We start from the raw sequence: 16,324 nt of genomic DNA, 5'->3' as shown, positions 1-16,324 counted from the left end.
ACACCGGGACGGTGGGGGGATGGAGGAATTGCCAGAGGATCTGGAAGCGCTGCTGGTGGAGTACGGCAGGCATTTGCAGCTCGGGCGGAATCGTTCGAAGCACACCACGCGGGCGTACCTGGGGGATGCGCGGTCGCTATTGGGGCATTTGTACGCGCGGTCGACGGACTCGGCGATTCGCGAGCTGGATTTGTCGCTGCTGCGGTCGTGGCTGGCACGGCAAGTGGCGGCGGGCTCGGCACGGACAACGATGGCGCGGCGGGCCTCCTCGGCGCGCACATTCACCGCATGGCTCACCGCGACCGGGCGGTTGTCCATCGATCCGGGCCTGCGACTGGGCTCGCCGAAAGCCCATCGCATCCTCCCTGCCGTATTGGGCCGACAGCAGGCGGTCGACGCGATGGATGCGGCGAAATCCGGTGCCGCCCAGCATGATCCGATGGCGCTGCGGGATCGGTTGATCGTCGAACTGCTGTATTCCACCGGCATCCGGGTCAGCGAGCTGTGCGGGCTGGACGTCGATGACGTCGACCGCGAGCGGCGCGTGGTCCGTGTGCTCGGCAAGGGCAATAAGGAGCGATCCGCGCCGTTCGGCCTCCCTGCTGACGAGGCTGTCGGAAACTGGCTCCAGTACGGGCGCCCCGCGTTCGCCATGGCCGAGTCCGGCCGTGCGCTGCTACTCGGCCGCCGCGGCAAGCGTCTCGATCAACGCCAGGCCAGAACCGTGGTGCACGAGGTGGTCTCGGCGATTCCCGGCGCTCCCGCGATGGGACCGCACGGTTTGCGTCACACCGCGGCGACCCACCTCCTCGAGGGCGGCGCCGACCTGCGGGTAGTCCAGGAACTCCTCGGCCATGCCAGCATGGCCACCACCCAGCTCTACACCCACGTCTCCATCGATCGCCTCAAGAAGGTGCACGACCAAGCCCATCCCCGAGCCTGAGCGCAACGATATCCCTATTCGACATCGGCTTTACTGTCCAGACCGTCGCGCGAACGATCGACTCGTGTGGACGACTGCTCGGTCGCGCACGTGGTTGTTCCGGTGGCCCTGGTCTGCCGGAGACCGACTCACCCGTTCGTGACCACAGCGGTTTCCGTCTGTTCGGTCGGTTCGGGACGACGGGTGCGCAGCAGTGCCGCGCCGAGCAGAGCAGCCGCGATGCTGAAACCAGCGCTGATCCATGCACCGGTGGACATCGCGGCGGTGAAGGCGTCCGCGGCGGCTTCGGCATAGCCGAGTCGGAAGGCCGCGCCGATGGACTCGCGGGCCGCGTCGGGTGCGTCCGCGGGCATGTTCGAGGTGAAGACACCGGCCAGCGCACTGCCGAGGATCGCGATGCTGATCGCCATCCCGACCTGCTGCAGCGTGTCATTCATCGCGGAGCCGACACCGGCGTGTTCGAGCGGGAGAGCACTCATGATGGCGGCATACGCGGCTGGACCGGCCAAGCCACCGCCGATGCCCATGACCAGCATGCTGACCAGGACCCAGAGATATCCACTGCCCAGGGCGAGGATGGCGAACGCGGCGCCCATGACCAGCAGGCCGGAAACGATGAGCATCTTATTGCTGAGTGTCTTGCCGAGCGTGGCGCCGAGCCCATTGCAGACTGCCGCCGCGACGGCGTACGGCAGCAGCGCCAGGCCCGCCTTCATCGGTTCGTAGCCGAGCACGAACTGTAGATACTGGGTGAGCATCAACATGATCGCGCCCATACCGAAGACCATCAGTAGCAAGGTGAAGCAGGTGCCGGTGAAATCGCGGTTGCCGAACACCGCCAACGGCAGCATCGGATGTTCCGATCGACGTTCCCACACGACGAACGTGAGGGCAGCACCAATCGCCAGCACGATCATGCCGACATTCCATTCCCGCTCGATGATCACATAGACCGTCGCGCCCAGCGTCACGATGGACAGCCCCACCCCGACGACGTCGACGGGCCGCTGCTCACCGGTGGTCTCCGGCATCAGCACCACGGCCGCCACGATCGCGAGGGCCGCCACCGGGATGTTCAGCATGAACACCGAACCCCACCAATAGTGCTGGAGTAAAAAGCCGCCTAGCGTCGGTCCGGCGACAATGCCTACCACCGAGACGGTCGACCACGCGGCCATCGCCGTGCGCCGTTCGTCCTCGGCGAAGGTGGTCATCAGGATCGACAGGGTCGAGGGCATCAGCAGCGACCCGCCGACACCCATCGCGGCGCGGGCGGCGACGACCTGCCACGGCTCGGTCGCCAGCACCGCGGCCAGCGACGACACTCCGAACACAGCGAGTCCGGTGATCAGCATGCGTCGTCTGCCGAACCGGTCGGACAGACTTCCTGCGGTGAGGAGCAGCCCGGCGAATACCAGCACGTAGGCGTCCAGAATCCACTGCACATCCGACGGGGTGGCGTCCAGTTCCCGGATCAGCGACGGGATAGCGAGATTCAACACGGTGCCGTCGAGCATCAGGACCAGCAAGGACAGGCAGAGGACCCCTAGGATCCACCATCGGCGTGGGTCTCGTACAACGTTCGATTTCACTCGCACAGCGTACGAGAAAATGGAACAGTGTGCGAGGAAAGCTAGGATTGTGATGTGACCAAGCAGTTCGCGTCGGTATGGACCAAGCAACCTCGTCAGCCCAAGGCCTCCGGGCTGCGCCGCGAGCAGATCATCGCCGCGGCCGTCGAGATCCTCGACGCCGAGGGATTGGAGTCGCTGAGTATGCGCAAGTTGGGCGCGAAGCTCGGCGCGGGCGCGACCAGCCTGTACTGGTACGTCGCGAACAAGGACGAATTGCTCGAGCTGGTACTTGACGAATTCTGGGGGATGGTACAGATTCCGGAGCCGGAACAGGCTTCTTGGCGCGAACTGCTGACTACTTTCGCCTACAGCCTCCGCGCGACGATCCGTGCCCATCCCTGGATGTCGTCATTGGTCGGGCAGTTGCCCAGCGTCGGGCCGAACTCGCTGCGGCTGAGCGATCGCCTGCGTCGCGCATTCGTCGAGGCGGGTTTCCGGAGGGTGGACATCTATCTGGCCAGCGCAACGGTGCTGTGCTATGTACTCGGCCAGGTGATTCCGGAGATCGCCTGGGCCAAGGCGTACAGCGCCGACGAGATCGACGCCGATGGCGTGCTGCGGGTGATGGACGAGCTCGCCGGGGACTATCCCGAATTGCTCGCGGACTATCGGGCTACCACGTCTACCGACCCGGAGGTCGGGCGGGCGCTGGCCTTCGATTTCGGCTTGCTGTGCGTCATGGACGGCCTGCAAGCCCGTTTGCGCGACATGTCCGAATCCGGATAGCCACGCTGGCCTAGGCGTCGCTTGCCGGTCCAGTCGTGTCGATCCCTGCGCGGATTCGCCATGACCTGCGAGGACGCGACCGTGGTCGCAGCTGCGCGCTGGACCTGGCGTCACCGCCGGATCACGGCCGCGCGAGATGCGTGGACGGGCCTCGACCTCCCGGTTAGGCTAATGTAGCGGATTGTTTGCTGAAAATAGTGGAACATGCCGGCGATGAAGAGGTGCCCGTGATCTTCGACGACCAACGCTGTGTCGCAGATCGGTGTCGCGACCGGGATTCACAAGGACATTCAACGGGAAGGGCGCAGAATGTTTCCGGGGTCGCATCCTATTCTCGACGGCTGTCGAACGTGACTACAGGGAGGGTACAGCTTCTCTTTGGCTACCGATCTGTCTTGCCGTCCGCCGCAGTTCAGGTGCCTGCGCCGGTTTTCGTGCAGCAGGACCGGCCCACGTTCGGGGCCCGGGGGCGACGACGCCTTCGAGCGTCGACGAACCGGCTGGCGGCCCGAGTCGAGACGGCGTGACGCTACCTGATCCCGATGCCGAATCAGCAGAGGGGGAGGAGGCGGTCGACTACCGCTTCACCCTCGCGAACGAGCGCACTTTTCTGGCCTGGATGCGCACCTCGCTGGGCCTGCTCGCCGGTGGTGTCGCGGTGCACACACTGGTTCAGCCGTTCCGGATGGCCGGATTCCGGCGTGCGATCGCGCTGAGCTGCGTGATGCTCGCGATGGTTGTGGCGGTCGGCGCCTACACGCATTGGCGCAAGGTCGGCGTGGCCATGCGGCGCGGAAGTCCGCTGCCGGACACGGTGCTGGTGCCGATCCTGTCCGCCGGGATCGCGGCGGTGTCGCTGCTGGCCTGCGTTGCGGTGCTGCTGCGATGAGCCGCCCTGGCCTGGCCGCTGAACGCACCGCGCTGGCGTGGCGACGGACCGCCGTGGCGGCGATGGTCGTCGGCGTACTGTTTCTCGACCACGCCGCCGTGGGCGGATGGCGGCCGGCCACGATCGCGCCCCTGTGCGCCGCGATCACGTCGGCGGTGCTGGCCGGGACATGTTATATGCGCAATCGACGTCTGCAGGAGGGCCGTGATGGCCACGGCGATCCGATTGTCGCCGCGACAACGATGGCAGTGTTCGCGATCGCGATAGTAGCTGTCGCGATCGGTCTCACCGATCCACTTCCCTGACGGCACAACAAGGTTGGTCGACACGACAGGAAGGGCGACAATGAGCACAGCGAGCGAGCCGAGTGACTTCATCATCGCGGCGCAGCAGCGTGCGGCCGCCGCACTGCCGTTCGCCGACGATGCCGATCTGGCCGATGTCGAGCGCGGGTTCATCGCCGCGCTCGAGCCAGGGGTGGTCACCTCCGCGGACGGAACGGTGTTGTGGGACAACGACTCGTATGCCTTCCTGCGTGCACCCTGCCCGGCTTCGGTCCATCCCGGTCTGTGGCGGCAGTCCGGGCTCGTGGTCGAACAGGGACTGTTCCGAGTCGCCGAAGGGATCTATCAGATCCGCGGTTTGGACCTGTCCAATATGACGCTGGTCGAGGGCGAAACCGGTGTCGTCGTGATCGATCCACTGATCTCGGCCGAGACCGCGGCCGCCGGTCTGGCGCTCTACCGCGCGCACCGTGGCGACCGTCCGGTGACCGGCCTCGTCTACACCCATTCGCACGCAGATCATTTCGGTGGCGCCACCGGAGTGACCACCACCGCTGACGTCGCCGCCGGTCTATGTCCCGTGCTGGCGCCCGCTGGGTTCCTGGAACACGCGGTGGCCGAGAACATATATGCGGGCACCGCGATGGCGCGCCGCGCAGGGTACATGTACGGCGCGGTGCTGCCGCGGGGGCCGCTCGGGGCCGTGGGCGCCGGGCTCGGTCAGACCACGTCGGTCGGTACCGTCACGTTGATCGCCCCCACCCTCGACGTCACCGCGACCGGGCAGGCCGAGACGGTCGACGGGGTGCGGATGATCTTTCAGCTCACGCCCGGTACCGAAGCGCCCGCGGAGATGAACTTCTACTTCCCCGACCATCGTGCGCTGTGCATGGCGGAGAACGCGACCCACACCCTGCACAATGTGCTCACACTGCGCGGCGCTCTGGTACGAGACCCGCACGTGTGGGCGAAATACCTGACCGAGGCGATCAACCTGTTCGCCCGCGATTCGGACGTGCTCTTCGCTTCCCACCACTGGCCCACCTGGGGCACCGAGCGACTGGTGGAATTTCTTGCGCTGCAACGTGATCTGTACGGCTACCTGAACGACCAAACGTTGCGGCTGCTGAACCAGGGATACGTCGGCGCCGAGATCGCCGAAATGCTCACGCTCCCGCCCGCCGTCGCGAACGCATGGCACACCCGGGGGTACTACGGCTCGGTCAGTCACAACGTGAAAGCCATCTACCAGCGCTACATGGGGTGGTTCGACGGAAATCCGGCGCACCTGTGGGAGCATCCGCCGGTCGAATCCGCACGGCGACACGTCGAATTCATGGGCGGGGGGGATGAGGTGTTGCGCAAGGCGCAGGTCTCCTACGAGGCGGGCGATTACCGTTGGGCGGCACAGGTGCTCAACTACCTGATCTTCGCCGAGCCCGGAAATGTCGCGGCGAAGCAGTTGCAGGCCAGCACTTTCGAACAGCTCGGCTATGGCGCCGAGAACGCGACCTGGCGCAACTTCTACCTCAGCGGCGCCTATGAATTGCGCTACGGCTCGTTCGGCACCCCGACGAAGAGCGATTCACCGACCATGCTCGCCGTACTGACCGTCGAGCAGATCTTCGATGCCATGGCGTTGCGCGTCGACGGACCCAAGGCATGGGACCAGCGTGTGCTGGTGGACTGGATCCTCAGCGACGAGAACCGTACGCACCGCCTCGAACTTCGCAACGGGCGCCTGACCCACTTCGAGGTGACCGACAGCATGGCTCTTCCGGAACCCGATGCCGCATTCACGCTCACCAAGGCCACCTTGATCCGCGTCCTGTTGGCCGGCGACGATTTCGGCGTGGCCGTCGCCGCGGGGGACATCGCCGCCGAGGGCGATGTCAGCACGCTGGTCGAGTTGGTCGGCGTCTTCGACGCACCGGACCCGGATTTCGCCATCGTCACGCCGTGACGGCCCGGTGATCCTCGCCGGAATCAGGCGGTGTGCGCCGAACGACGCCGGCGGTGTCATCGCGGAAAACCGTTCGACCGGGTGGCTCTCGGTCGCGGCGGAACCCCAGATGCTCGGCCACCCGACCGCGCAGCGAGTCTGCGTGCCGAGGCGAAGTCGTTGACCGCCCTGTTGTCGATCTCGGCTGCCGAGATCAGACCGAGGTCGGCAGAGCGGCGATGTACCTGCCCGCGACGAAGCGCTGGACGAGTTCGACCACCGGGCCGCCGAGTCGCGCGTACCAGGCCGCATTGCGCGCGAACGCGGTGACCAGCCCGTACACCGTGTCATCGGCGGGGTCGTATTCGACGGCGAACAGTTCCTCGCCGATCTCCGGATGCCCGGGCAGGGTGCCGTACGCGAACCCGCGTCGGTCGGGTTCGTCGAGTACGTACACCACCCGGCAAGGCGCCGTGATCCCGAGCGGGCCCACGCCCAGCCGCACCGTCACCGCGCTACCCGGCTCGGCGGTCGGAGTACCGGCGTGTCGAAAGATGCCGGTGCCTTTTTGCATCCGGTAGGCCAAGATCTCCGCTCCCGCGTACTCGAACAGTGCACGGCCCTGCCCGATCGGGCGACGGAGTCGAAACCGGTGATATCCCTCTGGTAGTACGCCTCGGGTGGCGCCGACCTCCGGGTAGGTGAACGGGGGCGTTTGTTCCATGCACCGATCTTCGCTGCCGCACTGGACAAGAGTGCGACCGACCGCCTGCACTCTCGTGCTCGAACTGCGCACCGGCGGCGATATTCGCTGCTGGCCTGCGTGTGCGCAATCGGCGAGTGCGACCTTCGACCCATGGTGTGGGAGCGGCGCCGGCTGGGTCGGTTGCCGCAGGACCGCACGGCGCGGTACGGGCCGGCCGCGCGATTTCCGTGGCTGTGCTCTGGCGTGCCGCGCACGGGGTCTGCCGCGCCGCGGAAGGGTCGAGCCGGATCGTCGCAACGGCGATGTCGCTGCCACGCGTCACGGCGCCACCGGTTTCAGCCGGAGGGGAGTGCGGTGTAGAAGTCCCAGCGGGTCCAGATATTCGCGCCGCCGTCCACCGCCCTCGGTGCGTGCACCCCAGTGCAGGCAGGCCGTCGCGCATCCTGGATGCCCGGACTCCAGCGTTCCGATCCTGGTCCCGCGTGTGACCCACCTGCCGACCGGTACTTCGGCGCGGACCGGTTCATAGGTGGTGCGCAGGCCACCCGAGTGATCGATGGAGATAACCGGCTTGTCGGCCACTGTTCCCGCGAAGACGATGAATCCGTCGCCGGCGGCGAGGACCGGTTGCCGCGCGGTTCCGGTCAGATCGACCCCGCGATGCCCCGGCAACCAGTTCTGTGCCGGCTTGTCGAATCGACGGACAACCGCAGGGCGCGGTTGTAGTGGCCAGTCGAACCGTCCGTGTGGCGCTGCCGTCGCGATCGGTGCCCCGGTGACGCCCGCGACAAGGCCGAGCCCGAGTAGTGGGGGAAGAAGCCGACGCGTCAGCATGCCGGTCGTGGACGTCATTCGGGCCTGCGCGCGGTGTCCGGCGCCGATGAGCCCGTGCCCGTATCGACGGATAGGGGCTCCGCGATACAGCGCGGGATTGTCGGCGGGGCCGCGGTGGTGCGAGGAAAGTCGACAAGTAATGGCTGGCGAGTGGAACCCGTGGACGCCCCGAGCGCGCGTTCCGTTCGCGTCATTTCGTGCCCGGCGGCGACCGGTGGCGCCGAGACGATGCCGAGGGCGAACAACAAGGGGATGAGCAGCGTCGGTGTCAGCGGCAGTGTGGTGGACGGGGTGGACGGCAGTGGGTGCACAGATCCACTCTCGTTCGGCCGACGCGTCGGCAGAACCCTGATGGGTCTGCTGTGGATAAGCTTCTCGTCTGTGGAAATCCGTTGTTCCACCTGGTCAAAGCCTTCCGATCGGCCCGATTTAGTCCCTGCGTCTACACGCCGTAGACTGATGGAGCGGTTTGTGCCTGCACAGACCGACTTCGCGCGCCACCTGTGCTTGTTCGTGACGGCGCTGTTCGAATCGAACTCGATATAGCTCGGGTTCGCGGCAGCGTGTTCGGAACAGGGAATCGTCGGCTGGTCCCTACCCTCGCGGTCGGGTCCGACGATTCGGCGGCGCCAGGGCAGCGGATCACCGATTCGCTGCGTCAACCGGCAACGAAAGCGAGATACGGGAGCTATGGCTGTCGTAACCATGAAGCAGCTGCTCGACAGCGGCGCGCACTTCGGACACCAGACCCGGCGCTGGAACCCGAAGATGAAGCGGTTCATCTTCACCGACCGCAACGGCATCTACATCATCGACCTGCAGCAGACGCTGACCTACATCGACAAGGCCTACGAGTTCGTCAAGGAGACCGTCGCCCACGGTGGCACCGTTCTCTTCGTCGGCACCAAGAAGCAGGCCCAGGAATCGATCGCGGCCGAGGCGACTCGGGTCGGCATGCCCTACGTGAACCAGCGCTGGCTGGGTGGCATGCTCACCAACTTCTCCACCGTGCACAAGCGCCTGCAGCGCCTCAAGGAGCTCGAGGCCATGGAGCAGACCGGTGGTTTCGAGGGCCGCACCAAGAAGGAAATCCTCATGCTGACGCGTGAGATGAACAAGCTGGAGCGCACCCTCGGCGGTATCCGCGACATGCAGAAGGTGCCCTCGGCCATCTGGGTCGTCGACACCAACAAGGAGCACATCGCCGTCGGCGAGGCGCGCAAGCTGAACATCCCGGTTATCGCGATCCTGGACACCAACTGCGACCCCGACCTGGTCGATTACCCGATCCCGGGTAACGACGACGCGATCCGTTCCGCTGCCCTGCTGACCAAGGTCGTCGCCTCCGCGGTGGCCGAGGGCGTGCAGGCCCGCGCGGGTCTGGCCACGGGCGACGCGAAGCCGGAAGCGGGCGCAGGCGAGCCGCTGGCGGAATGGGAGCAGGAGCTGCTCGCGCAGGCCGCCCCGGCTGCCGACGCGGACGCCGCCGCTCCCGCCGAGACCGCTGCCGAAACACCGGCCGAGGCCTGAGGCTTTTTACCAGCTGTTTCAGCGGTGATCACGAACGAGTGCGATCGTGATCACCGCTGCCCAGTACTCACACTTCTCCAAAGGAGGCTCGCCGAGGATGGCGAACTACACCGCTGCCGATGTGAAGCGGCTCCGGGAGCTGACCGGCTCCGGCATGATGGATTGCAAGAATGCGCTGGCCGAGACCGACGGTGATTTCGACAAGGCCGTAGAGCTGTTGCGCATCAAGGGCGCGAAGGACGTCGGCAAACGTGCCGAGCGGACCACCGCCGAGGGCCTGGTCGCCGCCAAGGACGGCGTCATGGTCGAGATCAACTCCGAGACCGACTTCGTCGCGAAGAACGCGGAGTTCCAGCAGTTGGCCGAGCAGGTCGTCGCGGCGGCGGCTGCGGCAAAGCCCGCCGACTTGGAGGCTCTGAAGGCGCTGGACCTGGGTGGCACGACGGTCGATGCGGCGGTCCAGGCTCTCGCGGCCAAGATCGGCGAGAAGCTCGAGCTGCGTCGCGTGATCTCGCTGGACGGCCCGGTCGCCACCTACCTGCACAAGCGTGCGTCGGATCTGCCGCCCGCCGTCGGCGTGCTGGTCGAGTACACCGGTGAGGGCGACGCCGCGGCCGAGGCCGCTCGCGCCGCCGCCATGCAGGTCGCCGCGCTCAAGGCCAAGTATGTGACCCGCGACGAGGTTCCGGCCGATGTCGTGGAGAACGAGCGCCGGATCGCCGAGCAGAGCGCTCGCGAGGAGGGCAAGCCGGAGGCGGCGCTGCCCAAGATCACCGAAGGTCGCGTCAACGGCTTCTTCAAGGACGTCGTGCTGCTGGAGCAGTCGTCGGTCACCGATTCGAAGAAGACGGTCAAGGCGCTGTTGGACGAGGCAGGCGTCACCGTGACCCGCTTCGCCCGCTTCGAGGTCGGCGCGAACTGAGACCGCCGTACCGTGCAGTGTGCAGGCCCCCCGTCGACCGAACGAATGCCGGTTGACGGGGGGCCTTCTGCTGCGGCTCCAATCCGATAAGGCAGGATGGATGCCGCTCTGCGTTACCTATGCCACACCTGCCTGCCAGCAGTGCCACTTGCTGGAAGAACGACATTCCACCGCTGAAGGAGACTCAGACCGATGACGGACCCGGGGACCGATCGCCCAGGATATCGCCGGGTGCTTCTCAAACTGGGTGGTGAGATGTTCGGTGGCGGCACGGTCGGGCTCGACCCGGACGTCGTGCAGACGGTCGCCGAGCAGATCGCCGAGGTCGTCGCCACCGGAGTCCAGGTGGCCGTCGTGATCGGTGGCGGGAACTTCTTCCGCGGCGCCGAACTCGAGGAGCGCGGCATGGAGCGCGCACGCTCGGACTACATGGGCATGCTCGGTACCGTGATGAACAGCCTTGCACTGCAAGACTTTCTGCAGAAACAGGGCATCGACACCCGGGTGCAGACCGCGATCACCATGGGGCAGGTCGCCGAGCCCTATCTCCCGCTGCGCGCCAAGCGGCACCTGGAGAAGGGTCGTGTGGTCATTTTCGGTGCGGGCATGGGCATGCCCTACTTCTCCACCGACACCACCGCCGCGCAGCGTGCCCTGGAGATCGGTGCGGAGGTGGTCCTGATGGCAAAAGCGGTGGACGGGGTGTTCACCGCCGACCCACGAGTCGATGAGACCGCGACCATGTACTCCGAGATCACCCACAAGGAGGTCATCGAGCGCGACCTCAAGGTCGCGGACGCGACCGCCTTCAGCCTGTGTATGGACAACCAGATGCCGATTCTGGTGTTCAATTTGTTGACCAAGGGCAATATCGCCCGCGCGGTCGCCGGTGAGAAGATCGGCACATTGGTTCGGTCCTGACACACCCCCGCTGACCGCGGATGACGACGCTGTGGAGGAAACGGTCGTGATTGAAGAAGCGCTCTTCGACGCCGAAGAGAAGATGGAGAAGGCCGTCTCGGTGGCGAAGGACGATCTCGGAACCATTCGCACCGGTCGGGCGAATCCGGGTATGTTCTCTCGGATCGTCGTCGACTACTACGGATCGCCCACGCCGATCACCCAGATATCCAGCATTACGGTGCCGGAGCCGCGCATGGTCGTGATCAAGCCATACGAGCAGGGCCAGCTCGGCCCGATCGAGACCGCGATCCGTAATTCGGATCTCGGGGTCAACCCCACCAACAACGGCGACATCATTCGGATCTCGGTGCCGCAACTCACCGAAGAGCGCCGCCGTGAGTTGGCCAAGCAGGCCAAGGGTAAGGGGGAGGACGCCAAGGTCGCGATCCGCAACGTCCGCCGCAAGACGATGGACGAACTGTCGCGCATTCAGAAGGATGGCGAGGCAGGTGAGGACGAGGTCGGGCGCGCCGAGAAGGAGCTCGACAAGACCACCGGCAAGTATGTCGGCCAGATCGACGAACTGGTCAAGCACAAGGAAAACGAACTGCTCGAGGTCTGACGCGGCACAGCGGCGTGAGCCTGGGGCCCGGAGGCGGTAGCTTGCGTAACTACGGAGGGCGCCGTGAATGCCGCCGAGAGAACACGGCGGCGTGAGCGTAGGGCCCGGAGGGTAACCACGATGGGCATCCGCGAATGCCGCCGAGAGAGCACAGCCGAGGGCCCGCCCGGGCGGGGTACGAACGGAACGACGAGTTGAGCGACGGGACAATCGTGGCCGAGAACGCCGCCGCGACCGGTGCGGCCGAGGAGCCGACGCCGGTGAACGGTACAGCCGATGCGCGGCAGGAGCATGCGAATGATGCTTCTGGCAGTTCCGGTTGCGAGCCGTTAGCCGCCGCGGACCCCGATCAGCCTGTTCCTGCGCCGAGCGGTTCGCGTGCGGGCCGCGATCTTCCTGCCGCGTTGGCCGTGGGTTTCGGTCTCGGGCTGTTGCTGATCGCAATCCTGTTGTTCGTGCCGACGGTGTTCGTCGGTGTCGTGGCGGTCAGTGTCGGCGTGGCGACCTGGGAGGTCACGAAGCGACTGCGTGAGGCCGACGTGCTCGTCCCGCGAATTCCGCTCATCCTCGGCGGTCAGGCGGTGGTCTGGCTCGGTTGGCCGTACGGCGCCAGCGGTGTCATGGGCGCCTTCGCTGCCACCACACTGATCTCTATGGTGTGGCGTCTGTTCGACCACGGTATGCGCACCGCACCGCGAAACTTTCTGCGTGACACGGCAATTGCCGTCTTCACGCTGGCCTGGATCCCGCTGCTCGCCTCATTCGCGACACTGCTGCTGCTCGAACCGAACGGCAACTTGCGGGTGCTGACTTTCATGATCCTGGTGGTCTGCTCCGACGTGGGCGGTTACGTGGCGGGTGTGCTGTTCGGTAAGCATCCGATGGCGCCCTCGATCAGCCCGAAGAAGTCGTGGGAGGGATTTTGCGGGTCGCTGGTTTTCAGCGTGATCGGCGGTCTGCTCACGGTGACGCTGCTGCTGGACGCCAATTCGATGATCGGCGTCATCCTCGGTGTCGGCCTCGTTCTCGTGGCCACCTGCGGCGATCTCATCGAGTCACAGATCAAGCGCGAACTCGGTATCAAGGACATGGGAACTCTGCTGCCGGGCCACGGTGGCATCATGGACCGCCTCGACTCCATGCTTCCTTCGGCCTTCGTCTCCTGGCTGGTGTTGTCCATTCTGATCTGAGCCGTCTGACCGACTCAGCCTTTCTTGGCGACACGGCGCAACTGCAGGATCCGCATGCCGCCGACCGAGGCCATCACCAGCGCTCCGCCGATCACCGAGAGCAACACCGCGACGCCGAGCGGGAGCGAGAAATGCCAGAAGAACAGGCTCACCTCGACCGTCTCCAGGTTCTGCAGGATGAAGATCAGCAGAATCACCAGGATCAATGCGCCCGCGATCAGGCCGGTCCAGGTATATCCGGTCCGTGAGGACAGCGACTTCGGGGCCGGGGGTGTGGAAGGAGTGACCGGCGGTGTGCCGGGCTGGTCCTGCGACCGTTCCGGGGCCGGCTCCGGCATGTTTTCACCAAAGGTGGACATGGCTCGATCATCGTCGACGGCTATCACGCCCGCACACATTTCCCGCAATGAGCCGGGTAGGTCGGGTCGCACGGACGCGGGTGCCTGCGCGAGTGGTTCGCGCGGATGGAAGAATGAAGCAATTATGGCTGTCTCCCTGCCCCTCGTGTTCGATGCTCCGCGCCGTGGCATGCCGCCGCGGCATCTCGCCGACCTCGATGCCGAGGGCAGGCGGGCGGCCGTCGAAGAGTTGGGTCTGCCGAAGTTCCGCGCCGATCAGATCGCCCGGCAGTATTACGCGCGGTGGCAGGCCGACCCGGAGCAGATGACGGATCTGCCCGCCGCCGTGCGGGAGAAGATCGCCGCGGCGCTGTTCCCGCCGCTGTTGGACGTGGTCAAACACGTGGCATGTGACCGCGGCGAGACGCGCAAGACGTTGTGGCGCGCAGGCGATGGCACGCTGCTGGAAAGCGTACTCATGCGCTACCCGGACCGTGCGACGCTGTGTATCTCCAGTCAGGCGGGTTGCGGGATGGCCTGTCCGTTCTGTGCGACCGGACAGGGTGGGCTGAACCGCAACCTGTCCACCGCCGAGATCGTCGACCAGGTGCGTGCCGCGGCGGCCGCGCTGCGTGACGGCGAAGTGGCGGGCGGCCCCGGCCGACTGTCCAACATCGTGTTCATGGGCATGGGTGAGCCGCTGGCCAACTATAAGCGGGTGGTCGCGGCGGTCCGCCGGATCACCGAGCCCGCGCCGGACGGTCTCGGGATCTCCCAGCGCAACGTGGTCGTTTCGACCGTCGGCCTGGCGCCGGCCATCCGGAAGCTGGCCGACGAGAACCTCGCGGTGACTCTCGCGGTATCTCTGCACACCCCGGATGACGAATTGCGCGACACCCTGGTCCCGGTGAACAACCGGTGGCCGGTCGCCGAGGTCCTCGACGCCGCCCGCTACTACGCCGACAAGAGCGGCCGTCGCGTCTCCATCGAGTATGCCCTTATTCGCGACATCAACGACCAGCCGTGGCGTGCCGACCTGCTCGGCCGGAAACTGCACAAGGCCCTCGGCTCGCGCGTCCATGTCAACGTGATCCCGTTGAACCCGACGCCGGGCAGCAAGTGGGACGCGAGCCCGAAACCGGTTGAGCGGGAATTCGTTCGGCGCGTCAACGCCCAAGGTGTTCCGTGTACCGTGCGCGATACCCGCGGCCAGGAAATCGCTGCCGCCTGCGGTCAACTGGCAGCCGAAGGCTGATTCCACCGGGTTCGAGGTCGGTGTCCGCGTCAGCTCTGTACCGGGTGTGACATCAGCCCAGCGGTGACGCTCGCGCGCGCGGCCTCCTGTCGGTTCCCTGGCGGCAGATCCCCGGATATTTCGCCGCGCAATTGGCCGGCGCCGTGTTCGGATCGCTCGCCGTCGTCGGTGTGTTGGGTGATCGGGCGAGCGAGGTCGGGCTCGGTGTTGCGGCCTCTGGACAGAATGTCGCTGCCGGACAGGCGTTCATCGCCGAGTTCGTGGGTACTTTCATCCTCGTGCTGACCGTGCTGCTGGTGATCCATCGAGCCGCGGCGCCGGGTTTCGCGGGCGTCGTGATCGGCCGGGTGGTGTTCGCTGCGATCATTCCGGTGGCGCCGACGACCGGCGCGTCGATCAATCCGGCACGCACGTCGGGGCCGAGGGTGGTGCACCACCTGTGGGGCGCAGACGTGTCGTGGCATCAGGCGCCGGTCTATCTCGACGCCGAATTCCTCGCCGCCGCCGCGCTGGCGGCCTACGCGTTGACCCGCCTGACCCGCGTCGACGCCGTCCATGCGGACCGCGTCGCGGTCGAAACGACCGTCTGACAGGAGAACTCGATGAAGAAACTGATCAACGATCCGGCCGATGTCATCACCGACGCACTCGCCGGACTCGCCGCGGCACATCCGGAGCTGAAGGTCGACCAGCGGAACCGGCTCGTACTGCGTGGTGATGCACCAGTTCCCGGCAAGGTGGGCCTCGTCTCCGGCGGCGGCTCGGGGCATGAACCGATGCACACCGGATTCGTCGGTCCAGGCATGCTCGATGCCGCTTGTGTCGGAGAGGTTTTCACGTCTCCGGTGCCGGATCAGATCCTGGCCGCCACCACGGCGGTCGACGCGGGCGTCGGCGTGTTGCACATCGTCAAGAACTACACCGGCGATGTGATGAACTTCGAGATGGCGGCCGAACTCGCGGCCGCGGAAACCGGAACCGACGTCGTCTCCGTCGTGGTGAACGACGATGTTGCCGTGCAGGACAGCCTCTACACCGCTGGGCGTCGCGGGGTCGGGGCCACGGTGGTGCTGGAGAAGATCGCCGGGGCCGCGGCCGAACAGCGGAGGCCGCTTGCCGCGGTCGCCGAACTGGCCCGAGTGGTGACTGCGAATTCGCGCAGTATGGGCATGGCGCTGACCTCGTGCACGGTACCCGCCGCCGGCAGGCCGACCTTCGAGTTGCGTGTGACAGAGATGGAGATCGGCATCGGTATCCATGGGGAGCCGGGCCGTCGTCGGGTGCTGTTGACGCCCGCGCGCGAGGCCGCCGCAATGCTGGTGGAACCGATCCTGTCCGATCTGCCGTTTACCAAGGGCGACACCGTGATCTGCTTCGTCAACGGCATGGGTGGCACCCCGCTTGTCGAGTTGTACGTGATGTACAACGAGGTAGCCCGTATTCTGCGCGGCCATGGCGTCGCTATCGCTCGGTCTCTCGTCGGCTCGTATGTCACATCACTCGAGATGGCCGGATGCTCGGTGACAGTGACCAAGGTCGACGAGGACCTACTGAATCTGTGGGATGCGCCGGTGAATACCTCGGCGCTGCGGTGGGGAGCCTGACG

18 protein-coding genes are annotated in these 16,324 nt (G+C 66.1%); 13 read left to right on the top strand and 5 right to left on the bottom strand.

Going from position 1 to position 16,324, the window contains the following annotated elements; genetic code table 11:
- Positions 1–19 precede the first annotated feature (19 nt).
- Positions 20–943, top strand: coding sequence for a tyrosine recombinase XerC (locus AB0B25_RS21620; protein WP_357182272.1), 924 nt, complete (start codon positions 20–22; stop codon positions 941–943).
- Between the two features lie 128 nt (positions 944–1,071).
- Here the strand turns inward: AB0B25_RS21620 and AB0B25_RS21615 are convergent, their stop codons facing one another.
- Complete coding sequence (locus tag AB0B25_RS21615) at positions 1,072–2,535, bottom strand: MFS transporter (RefSeq protein WP_357182269.1); 1,464 nt, start codon at positions 2,533–2,535, stop codon at positions 1,072–1,074.
- A gap of 54 nt (positions 2,536–2,589) precedes the next feature.
- On the opposite strand from AB0B25_RS21615, the gene AB0B25_RS21610 reads away from it, so the two are divergent.
- From AB0B25_RS21610 to AB0B25_RS21595, 4 genes are all read left to right on the top strand, one after another.
- Complete coding sequence (locus AB0B25_RS21610) at positions 2,590–3,303, top strand: TetR/AcrR family transcriptional regulator (RefSeq protein ID WP_357182266.1); 714 nt, start codon at positions 2,590–2,592, stop codon at positions 3,301–3,303.
- Between the two features lie 523 nt (positions 3,304–3,826).
- A complete protein-coding gene (locus AB0B25_RS21605) occupies positions 3,827–4,192 on the top strand; it encodes a DUF202 domain-containing protein (RefSeq protein WP_357182263.1) in 366 nt (121 codons plus the stop codon).
- The gene (locus tag AB0B25_RS21600) at positions 4,189–4,497 is read left to right on the top strand and encodes a DUF202 domain-containing protein (RefSeq protein WP_357182260.1); all 309 of its coding nucleotides are present in this window, start codon (positions 4,189–4,191) and stop codon (positions 4,495–4,497) included. The genes AB0B25_RS21605 and AB0B25_RS21600 overlap by 4 nt, the downstream gene beginning before the upstream one ends.
- A gap of 40 nt (positions 4,498–4,537) precedes the next feature.
- On the top strand, positions 4,538–6,439 hold the full coding sequence (locus AB0B25_RS21595; protein ID WP_357182258.1) for an alkyl sulfatase dimerization domain-containing protein: 1,902 nt from the start codon (positions 4,538–4,540) through the stop codon (positions 6,437–6,439).
- Positions 6,440–6,632: 193 nt separating this feature from the next.
- Here the strand turns inward: AB0B25_RS21595 and AB0B25_RS21590 are convergent, their stop codons facing one another.
- From AB0B25_RS21590 to AB0B25_RS21580, 3 genes are all read right to left on the bottom strand, one after another.
- Positions 6,633–7,142, bottom strand: a complete 510-nt coding sequence (locus AB0B25_RS21590; protein ID WP_357182255.1) for a DUF1990 domain-containing protein — start codon at positions 7,140–7,142, stop codon at positions 6,633–6,635.
- 300 nt (positions 7,143–7,442) lie between these two features.
- Positions 7,443–7,958 (bottom strand): M23 family metallopeptidase, encoded by a 516-nt coding sequence (locus AB0B25_RS21585; RefSeq protein WP_357182335.1) that lies wholly within the window; start codon positions 7,956–7,958, stop codon positions 7,443–7,445.
- A 14-nt stretch (positions 7,959–7,972) separates the two neighbouring features.
- Entirely contained in the window at positions 7,973–8,269 is a 297-nt protein-coding gene (locus AB0B25_RS21580; RefSeq protein ID WP_357182252.1) for a hypothetical protein, read from the bottom strand.
- 379 nt (positions 8,270–8,648) lie between these two features.
- Here AB0B25_RS21580 and rpsB point away from each other — a divergent pair, with 379 nt between their 5' ends.
- The 5 genes from rpsB (at position 8,649) to AB0B25_RS21555 (ending at position 13,125) form a co-directional block, all read left to right on the top strand.
- Positions 8,649–9,488, top strand: a complete 840-nt coding sequence (gene rpsB, locus AB0B25_RS21575; RefSeq protein ID WP_357182250.1) for a 30S ribosomal protein S2 — start codon at positions 8,649–8,651, stop codon at positions 9,486–9,488.
- A gap of 97 nt (positions 9,489–9,585) precedes the next feature.
- Positions 9,586–10,410, top strand: coding sequence for a translation elongation factor Ts (gene tsf / locus AB0B25_RS21570; RefSeq protein ID WP_357182247.1), 825 nt, complete (start codon positions 9,586–9,588; stop codon positions 10,408–10,410).
- Between the two features lie 192 nt (positions 10,411–10,602).
- Complete coding sequence (gene pyrH / locus AB0B25_RS21565; RefSeq protein ID WP_357067015.1) at positions 10,603–11,331, top strand: UMP kinase; 729 nt, start codon at positions 10,603–10,605, stop codon at positions 11,329–11,331.
- A 46-nt stretch (positions 11,332–11,377) separates the two neighbouring features.
- Positions 11,378–11,935, top strand: a complete 558-nt coding sequence (frr, locus tag AB0B25_RS21560; RefSeq protein ID WP_357182244.1) for a ribosome recycling factor — start codon at positions 11,378–11,380, stop codon at positions 11,933–11,935.
- A gap of 260 nt (positions 11,936–12,195) precedes the next feature.
- Positions 12,196–13,125, top strand: a complete 930-nt coding sequence (locus tag AB0B25_RS21555) for a phosphatidate cytidylyltransferase (protein WP_357182332.1) — start codon at positions 12,196–12,198, stop codon at positions 13,123–13,125.
- Between the two features lie 14 nt (positions 13,126–13,139).
- Here the strand turns inward: AB0B25_RS21555 and AB0B25_RS21550 are convergent, their stop codons facing one another.
- A complete protein-coding gene (locus AB0B25_RS21550; RefSeq protein WP_357182241.1) occupies positions 13,140–13,484 on the bottom strand; it encodes a lipopolysaccharide assembly protein LapA domain-containing protein in 345 nt (114 codons plus the stop codon).
- 124 nt (positions 13,485–13,608) lie between these two features.
- Between AB0B25_RS21550 and rlmN the strand changes: the two genes are divergently transcribed.
- The 3 genes from rlmN to dhaK all read left to right on the top strand — a co-directional run bounded on the left by rlmN (position 13,609) and on the right by dhaK (position 16,322).
- Entirely contained in the window at positions 13,609–14,718 is a 1,110-nt protein-coding gene (rlmN, locus tag AB0B25_RS21545) for a 23S rRNA (adenine(2503)-C(2))-methyltransferase RlmN (protein ID WP_357182238.1), read from the top strand.
- 143 nt (positions 14,719–14,861) lie between these two features.
- Complete coding sequence (locus AB0B25_RS21540) at positions 14,862–15,308, top strand: aquaporin (protein ID WP_357182236.1); 447 nt, start codon at positions 14,862–14,864, stop codon at positions 15,306–15,308.
- A 12-nt stretch (positions 15,309–15,320) separates the two neighbouring features.
- Positions 15,321–16,322, top strand: a complete 1,002-nt coding sequence (gene dhaK / locus AB0B25_RS21535; RefSeq protein ID WP_357182234.1) for a dihydroxyacetone kinase subunit DhaK — start codon at positions 15,321–15,323, stop codon at positions 16,320–16,322.
- Positions 16,323–16,324: the final 2 nt, after the last annotated feature.

The organism is Nocardia sp. NPDC049190, from assembly GCF_040648115.1.
Taxonomy (GTDB): Bacteria; Actinomycetota; Actinomycetes; order Mycobacteriales; family Mycobacteriaceae; genus Nocardia.
This window is presented reverse-complemented; position numbering and strand designations above follow the sequence as displayed.

Bases quoted from the DNA above. Each gene is read 5' to 3' on its own strand.
- AB0B25_RS21620 (WP_357182272.1), top strand. From the start codon at position 20: ATGGAGGAATTGCCAGAGGATCTGGAAGCGCTGCTGGTGGAGTACGGC.
- AB0B25_RS21600 (WP_357182260.1), top strand. From the start codon at position 4,189: ATGAGCCGCCCTGGCCTGGCCGCTGAACGCACCGCGCTGGCGTGGCGA.
- AB0B25_RS21595 (WP_357182258.1), top strand. From the start codon at position 4,538: ATGAGCACAGCGAGCGAGCCGAGTGACTTCATCATCGCGGCGCAGCAG.
- AB0B25_RS21590 (WP_357182255.1), bottom strand. From the start codon at position 7,142: ATGGAACAAACGCCCCCGTTCACCTACCCGGAGGTCGGCGCCACCCGA.
- AB0B25_RS21585 (WP_357182335.1), bottom strand. From the start codon at position 7,958: ATGCTGACGCGTCGGCTTCTTCCCCCACTACTCGGGCTCGGCCTTGTC.
- rpsB (WP_357182250.1), top strand. From the start codon at position 8,649: ATGGCTGTCGTAACCATGAAGCAGCTGCTCGACAGCGGCGCGCACTTC.
- tsf (WP_357182247.1), top strand. From the start codon at position 9,586: ATGGCGAACTACACCGCTGCCGATGTGAAGCGGCTCCGGGAGCTGACC.
- pyrH (WP_357067015.1), top strand. From the start codon at position 10,603: ATGACGGACCCGGGGACCGATCGCCCAGGATATCGCCGGGTGCTTCTC.
- AB0B25_RS21550 (WP_357182241.1), bottom strand. From the start codon at position 13,484: ATGTCCACCTTTGGTGAAAACATGCCGGAGCCGGCCCCGGAACGGTCG.
- rlmN (WP_357182238.1), top strand. From the start codon at position 13,609: ATGGCTGTCTCCCTGCCCCTCGTGTTCGATGCTCCGCGCCGTGGCATG.
- dhaK (WP_357182234.1), top strand. From the start codon at position 15,321: ATGAAGAAACTGATCAACGATCCGGCCGATGTCATCACCGACGCACTC.